Raw genomic sequence first — 15,006 nt, forward strand, 5'->3', positions numbered from 1 at the left:
CGGATGCTAGGTCGCGCGTATGACACGACAGCGTCACATATTCTTGGCGCGCGGCCCAGCCTCCACCAACGGGGGAAACCCTTTTGGTGCGCCGCGGCAGGCTCTGCATGCTGCGGCGCACCATGCTAGCATCGTCCCCCGACTTCCTGGCCGCCGGAATGAGCAAGACTTCACTCGACAAAAGCAAGATCAAGTTTCTCCTGCTCGAGGGCATCCACCCTTCGGCCGTCGAGGTGCTGCGGGCCGCCGGCTACAGCCACATCGAGTCGCTCCCGGGCGCTCTGCCGGACGCCGAGCTCAAGGCCCGCGTCGCCGACGTCCACTTCCTCGGGATCCGCTCGCGCACGCAGCTGACCGCCGAGGTGTTCGCCGAGGCCCAGAAGCTGGTGGCCGTGGGCTGCTTCTGCATCGGCACCAACCAGGTCGACCTGGAAGCCGCGCGCGAACACGGCGTGGCGGTCTTCAACGCCCCTTATTCCAATACCCGCTCGGTCGCCGAACTGGTGCTGGCCGAGGCCATCCTGCTGCTGCGCGGCGTGCCCGAGAAGAGCGCCGTCGCCCACCGCGGCGGTTGGCTCAAGTCGGCCGACAACGCCTTCGAGATCCGCGGCAAGACGCTCGGCATCGTCGGCTACGGCTCGATCGGCGCCCAGCTGTCGGTGCTGGCCGAGGCGCTCGGCATGCAGGTCGCCTTCTTCGACGTCGTCACCAAGCTGCCGCTGGGCAATGCGCGCCAGGTGCGGCTGCTGCCCGACCTGCTGGCGCAGAGCGACATCGTGAGCCTGCACGTGCCCGAGACCCAGGCCACGCAATGGATGATCGGCGCCGCCGAGATCGCCGCCATGAAGCCCGGCGCGATCCTGATCAACGCCTCGCGCGGCACGGTGGTCGAGATCGAGCCGCTGGCCGAGGCGCTCAAGGCCAGGAAGCTGCTGGGCGCCGCGGTCGACGTCTTCCCGGTCGAGCCGCGCAGCAACAAGGACGAGTTCCAGTCGCCGCTGCGCGGGCTCGACAACGTCATCCTCACGCCGCACATCGGCGGCTCCACCATGGAAGCCCAGGCCAACATCGGCCTCGAGGTGGCCGAAAAGCTGGTGAAGTACAGCGACAACGGCACCTCGACCTCGTCCGTGAACTTCCCCGAGGTGGCGCTGCCGGCGCACCCGGGCAAGCACCGGCTGCTGCACGTGCACCGCAACGTGCCGGGCGTGCTGTCGGAGATCAACCGGATCTTCTCGGACAACCAGATCAACATCGCCTCGCAGTTCCTGCAGACCAACGAAAAGGTCGGCTACGTGGTGACCGACATCGACGCCGCCTCGTCCGACCTCGCGCTCGAGAAGCTGGCCAAGGTGCCCGGCACGATCCGCAGCCGGGTCCTCTTCTAGGGGCGGATGCCCCTGGCGCCGCACGCCGGCCGGTGCTGCCTTAAAATCCCCACCCCTGGTTGATGGGCGCGCAGCGCCCGACCGAGGCCACTCCCCGATGAATGCTCCGACCGCGTTGACGGCGTTGTTGTCGCAGGCCGCAGAGCCCGCGCGACTGCGTGAGATCCCCTACAACTACACCAGCTTCTCCGATCGCGAGATCGTCATTCGCCTGTTGGGCGAGCGCGGCTGGGAACTGCTGCAGAGCCTGCGCTCCGAGCGCCGCACCGGCCGCTCGGCCCGGATGCTCTACGAGGTGCTGGGCGACATCTGGGTGGTCCAGCGCAATCCCTACCTGGTCGACGACCTGCTGGACAACCCGCGCCGGCGCGGCCAATTGGTCGAGGCGCTCAACCACCGCCTGGGCGAGGTGCAGAAGCGCCGCACGCCCGCCAGCGACGCCCAGCGCGACGTCTCGGTCGGCGAGCTGACCGACCTGGTGGCGCAGGCGGTGACCGCCTTCGACGCCATGTTCCGCGACGTCGCCGCGCTGCGGCGCAAGGCCACCCGGGCGCTGCGCCGGGTCACGGCCAAGGACAACATCAAGTTCGACGGCCTGTCGCGCGTGTCGCACGTGACCGACGCCACCGACTGGCGGGTCGAATACCCGTTCGTGGTGCTGACGCCCGACACCGAGGTCGAGATGGCGGGCCTGGTCAAGGGCTGCATCGAGCTCGGCCTGACCATCGTGCCGCGCGGCGGCGGCACCGGCTACACCGGCGGCGCCATCCCGCTCACCTGGAACAGCGCGGTCATCAACACCGAGAAGCTCGAAGCCATGACCGAGGTCGAGATGCGCCCGCTGCCGGGGCTCGACGCCCCGGTGGCGACCATCTGGACCGAGGCCGGCGTGGTCACGCAGCGGGTGGCCGATGCGGCCGAGCGCGGCGGCTTCGTGTTCGCGGTCGACCCGACCTCGGCCGAGGCCTCGTGCGTGGGCGGCAACGTGGCGATGAACGCCGGCGGCAAAAAGGCGGTGCTGTGGGGCACCGCGCTCGACAACCTGGCCTCCTGGCGCATGGTCACGCCCGACGCCGAATGGCTCGAGGTCACGCGCATCGGCCACAACCTCGGCAAGATCCACGACGCCGAGAGCGCCGTGTTCGAGTTGCAGTACTTCGCCGCCGACGGCAAGACGCCACTGCGCACCGAGCGGCTCGAGATCCCCGGCAAGACCTTCCGCAAGGAAGGCCTGGGCAAGGACGTGACCGACAAGTTCCTCTCGGGCCTGCCCGGCATCCAGAAGGAAGGCTGCGACGGCCTGATCACCAGCTGCCGCTGGATCGTGCACCGCATGCCGGCCCACACCCGCACCGTGTGCCTGGAGTTCTTCGGCAATGCCAAGGACGCGGTGCCCAGCATCGTCGAGATCAAGGACTTCATGTTCGCCGAGCAGAAGCGCTCGGGCGTGCTGCTGGCGGGGCTGGAGCACCTGGACGACCGCTACCTCAAGGCGGTCGGCTATGCGACCAAGTCCAAGCGCCACGGCGGCCTGCCGAAGATGGTGCTGTTCGGCGACATCGCCGGCGACGACGCCGACACGGTGGCGCGCGTCACCTCCGAGGTGGTGCGCATCGCCAACTCGCGCAGCGGCGAAGGCTTCATCGCCATCAGCCCCGAGGCGCGCAAGAAGTTCTGGCTCGACCGCAAGCGCACGGCGGCCATCAGCCGGCACACCAACGCCTTCAAGATCAACGAGGACGTGGTGATCCCGCTGCCGCGGATGGCCGAGTACACCGACGGCATCGAGCGCATCAACATCGAGCTGTCGCTGCAGAACAAGATCGCGCTGGCCGATGCGCTGGAGGATTTCCTTGCCCGCGGCAACCTGCCGCTGGGCAAGCGCGAGGACGCCAACGACGTGCCGGCCGCCGAGCTGCTGGAAGGCCGCGTGGGCGAAGGGCTGGCGCTGGTGCGCGAGGTCCGCGCCCTGTGGCAGGGCTGGCTCGACCAGGTCCAGGCCCTGTTCCCGCAACTGCAGGACCACGCGCTGCGCGCCAGCTGGAAGACCCAGCTGCGCGAGCCGCTGGCGGCGATCTTCACCGGCGCCGAGTTCGCGCCGATCCTGGCGGCCTGCAACGACATCCACCAGCAGGTCCTCAAGGGCCGGGTCTGGATCGCGCTGCACATGCATGCCGGCGACGGCAACGTCCACACCAACATCCCGGTCAACAGCGACAACTACGAGATGCTGCAGACCGCGCATGCGGCGGTGGTGCGCATCATGGCGCTGGCGCGCAGCCTCGACGGCGTGATCTCGGGCGAGCATGGCATCGGCATCACCAAGCTCGAGTTCCTGAGCGACGCCGAACTGCAGCCCTTCACCGACTACAAGAAGAAGGTCGATCCCGAAGGCCGCTTCAACAAGGGCAAGCTGCTGCGCGGCAGCGCGCATGCCGGCCCCGACGGGCGGGCGCTGCATGCCGACCTGACCAACGCCTACACGCCGAGCTTCGGCCTGATGGGGCACGAGTCGATCATCATGCAGCAGAGCGACATCGGCGCCATCGCCGACAGCGTCAAGGACTGCCTGCGCTGCGGCAAGTGCAAGCCGGTCTGCGCCACCCACGTGCCGCGCGCCAACCTGCTCTATTCGCCGCGCAACAAGATCCTCGCGACTTCGCTGCTGGTCGAGGCCTTCCTGTACGAGGAGCAGACCCGCCGCGGCGTCAGCATCAAGCATTGGGAGGAGTTCGAGGACGTGGCCGACCACTGCACCGTGTGTCACAAGTGCCTGACGCCGTGCCCGGTCAACATCGACTTCGGCGACGTCTCGATGAACATGCGCAACCTGCTGCGCAAGATGGGGCAGAAGTCGTTCCGGCCCGGCAATGCGGCGGCGATGTTCTTCCTCAACGCGACCAGCCCGCAGACCATCAAGCTGATGCGCACCGGCATGGTCGACATCGGTTTCAAGGCCCAGCGCATGGCCAACGACCTGCTGCGCGGCCTGGCGAAGAAGCAGACCGCCGCCCCGCCAGCGACGCTGGGCCCGGCGCCGCTCAAGGAGCAGGTGATCCACTTCATCAACAAGAAGATGCCGGGCGGCCTGCCCAAGAAGACCGCGCGGGCGCTGCTGGACATCGAGGATGCCGACTACGTCCCGATCATCCGCGACCCGCAGGCGACCACGCCCGAGACCGAGGCGGTGTTCTATTTCCCGGGCTGCGGCTCCGAGCGCCTGTTCTCGCAGGTCGGCCTCGCCACCCAGGCGATGCTGTGGCATGCGGGCGTGCAGACCGTACTGCCGCCGGGCTACCTGTGCTGCGGCTACCCGCAGCGCGGCAGCGGCCAGTACGACAAGGCCGAGAAGATGATCACCGACAACCGGGTGCTCTTCCACCGCGTCGCCAACACGCTCAACTACCTCGACATCAAGACCGTGGTGGTGAGCTGCGGCACCTGCTACGACCAGCTGCAGGGCTACCAGTTCGACAAGATCTTCCCGGGCTGCCGGATCATCGACATCCACGAGTACCTGCTCGAGAAGGGCATCACGCTCGGCGATGCGGGCGGTGGCGGCTACCTGTATCACGACCCCTGCCACACGCCGATGAAGCTGCAGGACCCGATGAAGACCGTGAAGGCGCTGGTGGGCGACAACGTGCTCAAGAACGACCGCTGCTGCGGCGAATCCGGCACGCTGGGCGTGACGCGTCCTGACATCTCGACGCAGATCCGCTTCCGCAAGGAAGAAGAGCTCAAGAAAGGCGAAGCTGCGCTGCGCGATGCCGGCAAGGTCGCGCCCGAGGCCAACGTCAAGATCCTGACCAGCTGCCCGAGCTGCCTGCAGGGCCTGAGCCGCTACGGCAACGACCTCAACAACGGCCTGCTCGAAGCCGACTACATCGTGGTCGAGATGGCCAACAAGATCCTCGGCGCCGACTGGATGCCGGCCTATGTCGCGGCCGCCAACCAGGGTGGCATCGAGCGCGTGCTGGTGTGACGGCGCTGCGTGTCGCGGGATGCCCGCTGTGCGACGAGCCGGGCGGTCGCGTGGTCTTCCAGGGCGCCAAGCTGCGCGTCATCCATGCGGGCGAGGCGGGCTTTCCGGGCTTCTACCGGGTGGTCTGGGCCGACCACATGGCCGAATGGTCCGACCTGGCGCCCGAGGACCGCGCCCTCTGCATGGAGGCCGTGGCCGTGGTGGAGCAAGGCCTGCGCGCCCACCTGTCGCCGGCCAAGATCAACCTGGCGGCCCTCGGCAACATGGTGCCGCACCTGCATTGGCACGTGATCGCGCGCTTCGACTGGGACAGCCGCTTTCCTTCGCCCGTGTGGGCCGAGGCCCAGCGCGCGGCCGATCCGCAGCGCGAGCAGGCCATCGCGCAACAACTGCCGGCGCTGGAACGCGAGATGATCCAGCATCTGGCGACAAGGAGTTTCTGATGGCAGGTTTGCAGGCGGGCGCACCGACCCCCCAGTCGATCACGGTGCATGGCCAGTCGCGCGTGCTGGAGGTCGGTTTTTCCGACGGCGCGACCTTCCGCATCCCGTTCGAGCTGATGCGGATCTATTCGCCCTCGGCCGAGGTGCAGGGCCACGGGCCCGGCCAGGAGGTGCTGCAGACGGGCAAGCGCCAGGTCGAGCTGGTCGACCTGCAGCCGGTCGGCAACTACGCGGTGCAGCCGAGCTTCAGCGACGGCCACGACAGCGGCATTTTCTCGTGGGACCTGCTCTACGACCTGGGCGCGCGGGAGGCCGAGCTGTGGGCGGCGTACGAACAGCGCCTGGCCGCGGCCGGCGTCGATCGCGACGCGCCGATGGCCGACAAGGCCGCGGCTTCCGGCCACGGCGGACACGCCTGCGGCAGCCACTGAGCAACGAAATTCCGGATTCCTTGCGGGGTATCCGGCTTGAGGTGAGCGCTTCCGGCCTAACATCGGAGGGATGAGCACCACCCATTTCGGATTCGAATCGGTCGACGAAAGCGACAAGGCCACGCGCGTGCGCGGCGTCTTCGACTCGGTCGCCTCGCGCTACGACCTCATGAACGACCTGATGTCGATGGGCCTCCACCGTGCCTGGAAAGCCTATACGGTGATGGTTGCCAACGTCGGCGAAGGATCGAAGGTGCTGGACATCGCCGGCGGCACCGGCGACCTGGCGCTGGCTTTCGCCAAAAAGGTCGGAGCCAGCGGCGAGGTGGTCCACACCGACATCAACGAAGCCATGCTGCGCACCGGCCGCGACCGCCTGCTCGACGCCGGCGTGGTCCTGCCCACGCTGGTCTGCGATGCCGAGAAGCTGCCGTTCCCCGACAACCATTTCGACGTCGTGACCGTCGCCTTCGGCCTGCGCAACATGACGCACAAGGACGCGGCGCTGAAGGAAATGAACCGCGTGCTGAAGCCGCGGGGCAAGTTGCTGGTGCTCGAATTCTCCAAGGTCGCCAAGCCGCTGCGCAAGGCCTACGACTGGTATTCGTTCAGCGTGCTGCCGCGCCTGGGCAAGGTGGTGGCGGGCGACGACGCCAGCTACCGCTACCTGGCCGAGTCGATCCGCATGCATCCGGCCCAGGAAGACCTCAAGACCCTCATGAAGGAGGGCGGTTTCGGGCATGTGGACTATCACAACATGACGGGCGGCGTGGTCGCCCTGCATGTTGGAATCAAGTGTTGAAGCTGTTTTTTGGCCGAAGAGGAGACGTCATGAAGAAGTTTGGGTCCTTGTTGCTGGTGTGCGCATTGGCTGTCGTGAGCATCGATGCCAGTGCCGCCCGCATGGGTGGCGGCAAGTCGTTCGGCCGCCAGTCCAGCAACGTGACGCAGCGCCAGGCGACGCCGCCTGCCGCACCTGCGACGCCCGGCGCGCCGGCGCAGACCGCGAACAACGCCACGGCCGCCAAGCCGGCGCCGGCGGCGCCCGCCGCCGCGGCGCCCAAGCGCCCCTGGGCCGGCATGCTCGGCGGCCTCGCGGCCGGCCTGGGCCTGGCCTGGCTCGCTCATTCGCTCGGCCTTGGCGCTGCCTTCGGCAACATCCTGCTGATCGGCCTGCTGGTGCTGGCCGCGGTGGTGGTCTGGCGCATCTTCGCGGCCCGCTCGCGTGCCGCGGCCTCGCCGCGCGCCGGCGGCTTCGCCTTCCAGGGCGCGGGCAGCCCGGCCGATGCCACCGCGCCGCCCCAGTACAGCCCGCGCAACGTCGGCAACGACGCCTCGGCCAGGCCCTGGGAGAGCAATGCCGCCGCCTTCGATGCCGGCGCGTCCCCTGCCGACCATCCGGCCGACCGCCCGGGCGGCTCGTCGATGGCCGGTGCCGCCGCCGCGGGCGGCAGCATGATCGGTTCGGCCCTGGCCGGCTCGCAGTCCTGGGGCATCCCTACGGGCTTCGACGCCGACGGCTTCCTGACGGCGGCCAAGCGCAACTTCGTGACCTTGCAGGACGCCTGGGACCGCGCCGACATCGGCACCCTGCGCTCCATGATGACCGACGGCATGGTCGGCGAGATCCGCCAGCAGCTCGCCGAGCGCGAGACCCACACCGGCGGCCAGCCGAACAAGACCGAGGTCGTGATGCTCGACGCCAAGCTGCTCGGCATCGAGGAACTGCCCGACGCCTACCTGGCCAGCGTCGAGTTCTCGGGCATGATCCGCGAGGACATGTCCTCGGGCCCGAGCCCGTTCCGCGAAGTCTGGAACATGACCAAGGACACCAAGGGCGGCAGCGGCTGGCTGGTGGCTGGCGTCCAAGCGCTGCAATAGACGCGAACTTCCCTTGGCCCGGTCGCAAGACCGGGTCAAGAGCGGGAATAATGGGGACATGGTTACACCATCGTCCCCATTTGCTTTTCTGGAAGACCTCGCGAACCGCGTCGGCAGCCGCCTGCAGCCGCCGGAGTGGGCGGTCCACGAGATCCAGCACCGCGCCGTCCTGTTCCTCAACCACGTGCTCCAGCAGGAGCCCGAAGCCCAGCAGCGCCTGCTGCGGCTGCAGGGCCGGGTGGTGAAGTTCGAGTGGCGCTTCGTCACGATGCAGTTCGTCCCCACGCCGGCCGGACTGCTCGACCTGGCGCCCGAAGGCGCCGTCGCCGAACTCACGCTGACCGTCACCGAGACCTCGCCTTTCGGCCTGGCCCGCGCCGCCTTCTCGGGCGAGAAGCCGGCGGTGCGCATCGAGGGCGACGTGCAGCTGGCGGCCGAGATCAACTGGCTGGTCGACCACGTGCGCTGGGACGTCGAGGACGACCTGGCGCGCGCCATCGGCGACGTGCCCGCGCACACCGTCGCGACCGGGGCTCGCCGCGTGGTGGATGCGCTGCGGCAGTTCGTCGGCCAACGTCCGGGCAAGGCCGGCGGGTCTGCAGCCGAATGAGGCGGATCTACCGCGGCGCCTTCATCGTCTGGGTCGCACTGCGCTACGGCCTCGACGAACTCGTCCTCACCAGCTTCCAGAAGCCCTGGCTGCGGGTGGTCGCACGCATCGTCTCGGTCGGGCGCAACCTCGACGCGCCGCGCGGCCAGCGGCTGCGCGAGGCGCTCGAACGGCTGGGCCCGATCTTCGTCAAGTTCGGCCAGGTGCTGTCGACCCGGCGCGACCTGCTGCCGCCGGACATCGCCGACGAGCTGGCCTGGCTGCAGGACCGGGTGCCGCCGTTCCCGTCCAAGGTGGCGATCGCCACCATCGAGCGCGCCTTCCGGCGCCCGGTGAGCGACATCTTCGTGCAGTTCGACGAGACGCCGGTGGCCAGCGCGTCGATCGCCCAGGTGCACTTTGCCACCGTCCGCCTGGCCGACGGCTCGGTGCGCGACGCGGCGGTCAAGGTGCTGCGCCCGGGCATGCGCGACGTGATCGAGAAGGACCTGGCGCTGATGGCCATGATGGCCGGCTGGGTCGAGGGCCTGTCGGCCGACGGCAAGCGCCTGAAGCCGCGCGAGGTGGTGGCCGAGTTCGACAAGTACCTGCACGACGAGCTCGACCTGGTGCGCGAGGCGGCCAACGCGGCCCAGCTGCGGCGCAACATGGAGAAGCTCAAGCTGGTGCTGATCCCCGAGATGTATTGGGACTTCTGCCACCCGGAAGTGATGGTGATGGAGCGCATGAAGGGCGTGCCGATCGCCCAGCTCGACCGCCTGCGCGCGGCCGGCGTCGACATCCCGAAGCTGGCGCGCGACGGCGTCACGATCTTCTTCACCCAGGTGTTCCGCGACGGCTTCTTCCATGCCGACATGCATCCCGGCAACATCCAGGTCAGCCTGGAGCCGGACAGCTTCGGGCGCTACGTGTCGCTCGACTTCGGCATCATCGGCACGCTGACCGAGTCGGACAAGGAGTACCTGGCGCAGAACTTCGTCGCCTTCTTCCGCCGCGACTACAAGAGGGTGGCCGAGCTGCACCTGGAGAGCGGCTGGGTCCCGCACGGCACCCGCATCGACGAACTCGAGGCGGCCATCCGCACCGTGTGCGAGCCCTACTTCGACCGGCCGCTGAAGGAGATCTCACTGGGGATGGTGCTGATGCGCCTGTTCCAGACCTCGCGCCGCTTCCAGGTCGAGATCCAGCCGCAGCTGGTGCTGCTGCAGAAGACCCTGCTCAACATCGAAGGCCTGGGCCGCCAGCTCGATCCCGAACTCGACCTCTGGCACACCGCCAAACCCTTCCTCGAGAAGTGGATGACCGACCAGATCGGCCCCCGCAAGCTGCTCGAGCAGCTGCGCGCCGAGGCGCCGCGTTATGCCAAATTGCTGCCGCAGCTGCCGCGGCTGATGCACGATTTCCTGGAAAATCGCCCCCCGGACCACCGGCGCGAACTGCTCGAACTGCTGGCCGCCCAGAAGCGGACCAACCGGCTGCTGCAGGCGATCATCTACGGTGGCATGGGATTTGTATTGGGCTTGATCGCGATGCAGGTGCTGGTGCGCGTGCGTCTTTTCTGAGGAAGGAATTGCTGCCGTGTTGCTGACCCTGGTCTTCGTCTACCTGCTGGTCACCATCGCCATCGGCCTGTATGCGGCCCGGCGGGTGAAGAACACCACCGACTTCGCGATCGCCGGCCGGCACCTGCCGCTCTACATGATCGTCACGACCACCTTCGCCACCTGGTTCGGCTCCGAGACCGTGCTCGGGATCCCGGCCAAGTTCATCGAAGGCGGGCTCAACGGCGTGATCGAAGACCCGTTCGGCGCCGGCACCTGCCTGATCCTGGTCGGCCTGTTCTTTGCCGGCAAGCTCTATCGCATGACGCTGCTGACCATCAGCGACTACTACCGCGAGCGCTTCGGCCGCACCATCGAGATCGCCTGCTCGCTGATCATCATGCTGAGCTACCTGGGCTGGGTGTCGGCCCAGGTCACGGCGCTGGGCCTGGTGTTCAACGTGCTCTCGGGCGGCGCGATCGGGGTCTCGCTGGGCATGGTGATCGGCGTCGTCTCGATCCTGGCCTACACCCTGTTCGGCGGCATGTGGTCGGTCGCGGTCACCGATTTCATCCAGATGATCATCCTGGTGCTGGGGTTGGCCGTGATCGCGGTCTTCGCCGGCCACATGGCCGGCGGTGCCGACAAGGTGGTGGCCTTCGCGGTCAGCAAGGACCTGTTCAGGTTCTGGCCGGAGCCGAGCTACAAGGACATGGTCTTCTTCTTCGCCGCCGCGATCACCATGATGCTGGGCTCGATCCCGCAGCAGGACGTGTTCCAGCGCGTCATGTCGGCCAACAGCGTCAAGTCGGCCACGCGCGGCCCGGTCATCGGCGGCATCGCCTACATCCTGTTCGCCTTCGTGCCGATGTTCCTGGTGGCCAGCGCGCTGCTGATCATGCCGGCCGAGACCGCCGACCTGCTCAAGGACGATCCGCAGAAGGTGCTGCCGACGCTGGTGCTGCAGAAGATGCCCTTCGTGATGCAGGTGCTGTTCTTCGGCGCGCTGCTGTCGGCCATCAAGTCGACCGCCTCGGCCACCCTGCTGGCGCCCAGCGTGACCTTCACCGAGAACATCTGGCGCCAGTTCCGGCCCGCCGGCAGCGACAAGTCGAACCTGATGACGATGCGCATCACGGTGCTGGTGTTCAGCGCGGCGGTGCTGGCCTATGCGATCCGCATGCAGGGCACCCCGATCTACGAACTGGTGTCCGGGGCCTACCAGGTGCCGCTGGTGGGTGCCTTCGTGCCCCTGGTGTGCGGCCTCTACTGGCAGCGCGCGACCACCCAGGGCGCCGTGGCCGCCGTGGTGCTGGGGATCGGGACCTGGCTGCTGTTCCTCGGCCTGCCGTGGGGCAAGGAGTTCCCGGCCCAGCTGGCCGGCCTGCTGGCTTCGTTCGGCGGCATGGTGGCCGGCTCGCTGGCGCCGCAGTGGGTGTCCAACACCCGCACGCCGCATCGGCCGCTGGCGGTCGACCCGGCCTGACCCCCGCGCGCCCTGGGGGCGGGGCGCCCTTATAATCGAGGGCTTTGCGAGCGGCCGCCGGCCGCTCCTTTCGCTTCCCAATCCCATGCCTATCTACGCCTACAAGTGCGGCGCCTGCGGCTTTGCCAAGGACGTGCTGCAGAAAATGTCCGACGCGCCGCTCTCGGACTGCCCGGCTTGCGGCGCGAGCGCGTTCAGCAAGCAGCTCACGGCCGCCGGCTTCCAGCTCAAGGGCTCGGGCTGGTACGTGACCGATTTCCGCGACGGCGGCGGCAAGAAGGGCGGCGATGGCGCCGACAAGACGGCTGCCCCCCCGGCCGCCGCACCGGTCGACGGCTCGGCCGCGGCGCCGGCCCCCGCGCCCGCCAGCGCCCCGGCGCCCGCCGCGGCACCGGCCCCGGCCCCGGCCGCCTCTTCAGGCAGCGACTGAGGCGCCCCGCCATGCTCGCGCTGCGCAAATGGCTGCTCTCCGGCTTGCTGGTCATCGTGCCGCTGGTCATCACGCTGGGCGTGCTGAACTGGATCATCGGCACCCTCGACCAGACGCTGTGGCTGCTGCCCGAGACGTGGCAACAGTACCTGAACGAGCACAAGGTGCGCGGCCTGGGCGTGCTGCTGACCCTGGGCATCCTGCTGTCGGTCGGCGCCATCGCGAGCAATTTCGTCGGCAAGCGCCTGCTCGGCTGGGGCGATGCCGTGGTGCGGCGCATCCCGGTGGTGCGCTCCATCTACTCCAGCGTCAAGCAGGTCTCCGACACGCTGTTCTCCGAGAACGGCAATGCCTTCCGCACCGCGGTGCTGATCGAGTGGCCGCGCGAAGGCGCCTGGACCATCGCCTTCGTGACCGGCACGCCCGGCCACGAGGTGGTCGGCCACCTGGGCGGCGGTGACTATCTCGGCGTCTACGTGCCGACCACGCCCAACCCGACGGGCGGCTATTTCGTGATGCTCAAGCGCAGCGACTGCATCGAACTCAAGATGAGCGTGGACGACGCGCTCAAGTACATCGTGTCGATGGGGGTGGTCGTTCCTGGCGGCCCCGCGACGATCGCGATCAAATAAAAATGCGCCCATGCGGCGCCGGGGAAACCATCTATGGCCATGCGTTCAATCTATTGCGGTCTCGTGACCGAAGCCCTGCTCGGACAGACCGTCAGCCTGTGCGGCTGGGTCAACCGCCGGCGTGACCACGGCGGCGTGATCTTCATCGACCTGCGCGACCGCGAAGGCTACGTGCAGGTGGTCTGCGATCCCGATCGCGCCGCCACCTTCGCCGCCGCCGAAGGCCTGCGCAACGAGTTCTGCGTGCAGGTCACGGGCCTGGTGCGCGCGCGCCCCGAAGGCACGGTCAACGACAACCTCAAGAGCGGCAAGATCGAAGTGCTTTGCCACGAGATGAAGGTGCTCAACCCTTCGGTGACGCCGCCGTTCCTGCTCGACGACGACAACCTCTCGGAAACCACCCGCCTCACGCACCGTGTGCTCGACCTGCGCCGTCCGGCGATGCAGCGCAACATGATGCTGCGCTACAAGGTCACGATGGAGGCGCGCAAGTTCCTCGACGCCAACGGCTTCATCGACATCGAGACGCCGATGCTCGGCAAGTCGACGCCCGAGGGCGCGCGCGACTACCTGGTGCCCAGCCGCGTGCACGACGGCAGCTTCTTCGCGCTGCCGCAGTCGCCGCAGCTGTTCAAGCAGCTGCTGATGGTGGCCGGCTACGACCGCTACTACCAGATCGTCAAGTGCTTCCGCGACGAGGACCTGCGCGCCGACCGCCAGCCCGAGTTCACGCAGATCGACATCGAGACCTCGTTCCTGTCGGAGGAGGAGATCCGCGAGATGTTCGAAGGCATGATCCGCAACGTGTTCCGCAATGCCGCGGCCATCGATCTGCCGGTGTTCCCGACCATGAGCTACGCCGACGCGATGTTCAAGTACGGCTCCGACAAGCCCGACCTGCGCGTCAAGCTCGAGTTCACCGAGCTCACCGAGCTCATGAAGCGGGTCGAGTTCAAGGTGTTCTCCAATGCCGCCACCATGGCCGGCGGCCGCGTCGTGGCGCTGCGCGTGCCGGGCGGCGGCGGCGAGGGCGGCCTGTCGCGCGGCGAGATCGACGGCTACCAGGAATTCGTCAAGATCTACGGCGCCAAGGGCCTGGCCTACATCAAGGTCAACGACGCGGCGCTGGGCCGCGAAGGCCTGCAGAGCCCGATCGTCAAGAACCTCGACGACGGCACCCTGGCCGAGATCATCGCCCGCACCGGCGCCCGCAACGGCGACATCCTGTTCTTCGGTGCCGACAAGGAAAAGGTCGTCAACGACGCCATCGGCGCGCTGCGCGTCAAGATCGGCCACAGTGCCTTCGGCAAGAAGAACGGCCTGTTCGACGACCGCTGGGCGCCGCTCTGGGTGGTCGACTTCCCGATGTTCGAGTTCGACGAGGAAGGCCAGCGCTGGTCGGCGGTGCACCATCCGTTCACCGCGCCCAAGGATGGCCACGAGGATCTGATGGACACGGCGCCCGAGAAGTGCATCGCCAAGGCCTACGACATGGTGCTCAACGGCATCGAGATGGGGGGCGGCTCGGTCCGTATCCATCGCGAAGAAGTGCAGAGCAAGGTGTTCCGCGCGCTCAAGATCAGCGCCGAGGACGCGCAGCTGAAGTTCGGCTTCCTGCTGGACGCGCTGCAGTACGGTGCGCCGCCGCACGGCGGCATCGCGATCGGCCTCGACCGCCTGGTGATGCTCATGACCGGCGCCGAGTCGATCCGCGACGTGATCGCCTTCCCGAAGACCCAGCGCGCCCAGGACCTGCTGACGCAGGCGCCGAGCCCGGTCGACGAGAAGCAGCTGCGCGAGCTGCACATCAAGCTGCGCAACGCGCCGCAAGCCGCCTGAGGTGCACGGCGGCAGCAGACCAGGGGCGCCTTCGGGCGCTCTTTTTTTGCCCCTGAGCCGATGGCTAGAATGGCTGATCGCTCGTGAACGGGATTCTTCATGCAGATCAGTACGACTGAAGCAAGAAGCCAATTCGACTGCCTCGGACAGGCCGCACGCGAGCCCGAGACGCTGGCGCTGGCGAAGTCGACGGATGCTGGCCAGCACGAGTTCAACGAAACCTGCTGGATCGCGGCCCAGAACGCGTTGCCCGAACGCATCGGGGTCTTCGGCGAGGTTCTGCGCCCTTGGCAGACGCTGCATGGCCCAGGCCAATGAACTCGTCGCTGCCCTCGATGCA

13 protein-coding genes are annotated in these 15,006 nt (G+C 67.9%); all 13 read left to right on the top strand.

Features of this window, described 5'->3' with window-relative positions; all coding sequences use genetic code 11:
• The first annotated feature begins 158 nt into the window (after positions 1-158).
• Complete coding sequence (serA, locus tag QTI33_RS06100; protein ID WP_286504888.1) at positions 159-1,388, top strand: phosphoglycerate dehydrogenase; 1,230 nt, start codon at positions 159-161, stop codon at positions 1,386-1,388.
• 97 nt (positions 1,389-1,485) lie between these two features.
• Entirely contained in the window at positions 1,486-5,373 is a 3,888-nt protein-coding gene (locus QTI33_RS06105; protein WP_286504889.1) for a DUF3683 domain-containing protein, read from the top strand.
• Positions 5,374-5,378: 5 nt separating this feature from the next.
• Entirely contained in the window at positions 5,379-5,816 is a 438-nt protein-coding gene (locus QTI33_RS06110; protein ID WP_286505138.1) for an HIT family protein, read from the top strand.
• Positions 5,816-6,247 carry a gamma-butyrobetaine hydroxylase family protein gene (locus QTI33_RS06115; protein WP_286504890.1) on the top strand — a complete coding sequence of 144 codons (432 nt, stop codon included), beginning with the start codon at positions 5,816-5,818 and terminating at the stop codon, positions 6,245-6,247. Before QTI33_RS06110 ends, QTI33_RS06115 begins: the two co-directional genes overlap by 1 nt.
• A gap of 70 nt (positions 6,248-6,317) precedes the next feature.
• Positions 6,318-7,049 (top strand): bifunctional demethylmenaquinone methyltransferase/2-methoxy-6-polyprenyl-1,4-benzoquinol methylase UbiE, encoded by a 732-nt coding sequence (gene ubiE, locus QTI33_RS06120; RefSeq protein ID WP_286504891.1) that lies wholly within the window; start codon positions 6,318-6,320, stop codon positions 7,047-7,049.
• A 29-nt stretch (positions 7,050-7,078) separates the two neighbouring features.
• On the top strand, positions 7,079-8,128 hold the full coding sequence (locus QTI33_RS06125) for a Tim44 domain-containing protein (protein WP_286504892.1): 1,050 nt from the start codon (positions 7,079-7,081) through the stop codon (positions 8,126-8,128).
• Between the two features lie 58 nt (positions 8,129-8,186).
• Complete coding sequence (locus QTI33_RS06130) at positions 8,187-8,738, top strand: ubiquinone biosynthesis accessory factor UbiJ (RefSeq protein ID WP_286504893.1); 552 nt, start codon at positions 8,187-8,189, stop codon at positions 8,736-8,738.
• On the top strand, positions 8,735-10,300 hold the full coding sequence (gene ubiB, locus QTI33_RS06135) for a ubiquinone biosynthesis regulatory protein kinase UbiB (protein ID WP_286504894.1): 1,566 nt from the start codon (positions 8,735-8,737) through the stop codon (positions 10,298-10,300). The genes QTI33_RS06130 and ubiB overlap by 4 nt, the downstream gene beginning before the upstream one ends.
• A 16-nt stretch (positions 10,301-10,316) precedes the next feature.
• A complete protein-coding gene (locus QTI33_RS06140) occupies positions 10,317-11,765 on the top strand; it encodes a high affinity choline transporter 1 (protein ID WP_286504895.1) in 1,449 nt (482 codons plus the stop codon).
• A gap of 85 nt (positions 11,766-11,850) precedes the next feature.
• Positions 11,851-12,195 carry an FmdB family zinc ribbon protein gene (locus QTI33_RS06145; RefSeq protein ID WP_286504896.1) on the top strand — a complete coding sequence of 115 codons (345 nt, stop codon included), beginning with the start codon at positions 11,851-11,853 and terminating at the stop codon, positions 12,193-12,195.
• Positions 12,196-12,206: 11 nt separating this feature from the next.
• Positions 12,207-12,827, top strand: coding sequence for a DUF502 domain-containing protein (locus QTI33_RS06150; RefSeq protein WP_286504897.1), 621 nt, complete (start codon positions 12,207-12,209; stop codon positions 12,825-12,827).
• A gap of 33 nt (positions 12,828-12,860) precedes the next feature.
• On the top strand, positions 12,861-14,666 hold the full coding sequence (gene aspS, locus QTI33_RS06155; RefSeq protein ID WP_286504898.1) for an aspartate--tRNA ligase: 1,806 nt from the start codon (positions 12,861-12,863) through the stop codon (positions 14,664-14,666).
• A 99-nt stretch (positions 14,667-14,765) separates the two neighbouring features.
• Positions 14,766-14,984, top strand: a complete 219-nt coding sequence (locus QTI33_RS06160; RefSeq protein ID WP_286504899.1) for a prevent-host-death protein — start codon at positions 14,766-14,768, stop codon at positions 14,982-14,984.
• The last annotated feature ends 22 nt before the right edge of the window (positions 14,985-15,006 follow it).

The sequence above is a fragment of the Variovorax davisae genome (assembly GCF_030316845.1).
Classification (GTDB): domain Bacteria; phylum Pseudomonadota; class Gammaproteobacteria; order Burkholderiales; family Burkholderiaceae_C; genus Variovorax; species Variovorax davisae.

Bases quoted from the DNA above. Each gene is read 5' to 3' on its own strand.
- serA (WP_286504888.1), top strand. From the start codon at position 159: ATGAGCAAGACTTCACTCGACAAAAGCAAGATCAAGTTTCTCCTGCTC.
- QTI33_RS06105 (WP_286504889.1), top strand. From the start codon at position 1,486: ATGAATGCTCCGACCGCGTTGACGGCGTTGTTGTCGCAGGCCGCAGAG.
- QTI33_RS06115 (WP_286504890.1), top strand. From the start codon at position 5,816: ATGGCAGGTTTGCAGGCGGGCGCACCGACCCCCCAGTCGATCACGGTG.
- ubiE (WP_286504891.1), top strand. From the start codon at position 6,318: ATGAGCACCACCCATTTCGGATTCGAATCGGTCGACGAAAGCGACAAG.
- QTI33_RS06125 (WP_286504892.1), top strand. From the start codon at position 7,079: ATGAAGAAGTTTGGGTCCTTGTTGCTGGTGTGCGCATTGGCTGTCGTG.
- QTI33_RS06130 (WP_286504893.1), top strand. From the start codon at position 8,187: ATGGTTACACCATCGTCCCCATTTGCTTTTCTGGAAGACCTCGCGAAC.
- ubiB (WP_286504894.1), top strand. From the start codon at position 8,735: ATGAGGCGGATCTACCGCGGCGCCTTCATCGTCTGGGTCGCACTGCGC.
- QTI33_RS06145 (WP_286504896.1), top strand. From the start codon at position 11,851: ATGCCTATCTACGCCTACAAGTGCGGCGCCTGCGGCTTTGCCAAGGAC.
- QTI33_RS06150 (WP_286504897.1), top strand. From the start codon at position 12,207: ATGCTCGCGCTGCGCAAATGGCTGCTCTCCGGCTTGCTGGTCATCGTG.
- aspS (WP_286504898.1), top strand. From the start codon at position 12,861: ATGGCCATGCGTTCAATCTATTGCGGTCTCGTGACCGAAGCCCTGCTC.
- QTI33_RS06160 (WP_286504899.1), top strand. From the start codon at position 14,766: ATGCAGATCAGTACGACTGAAGCAAGAAGCCAATTCGACTGCCTCGGA.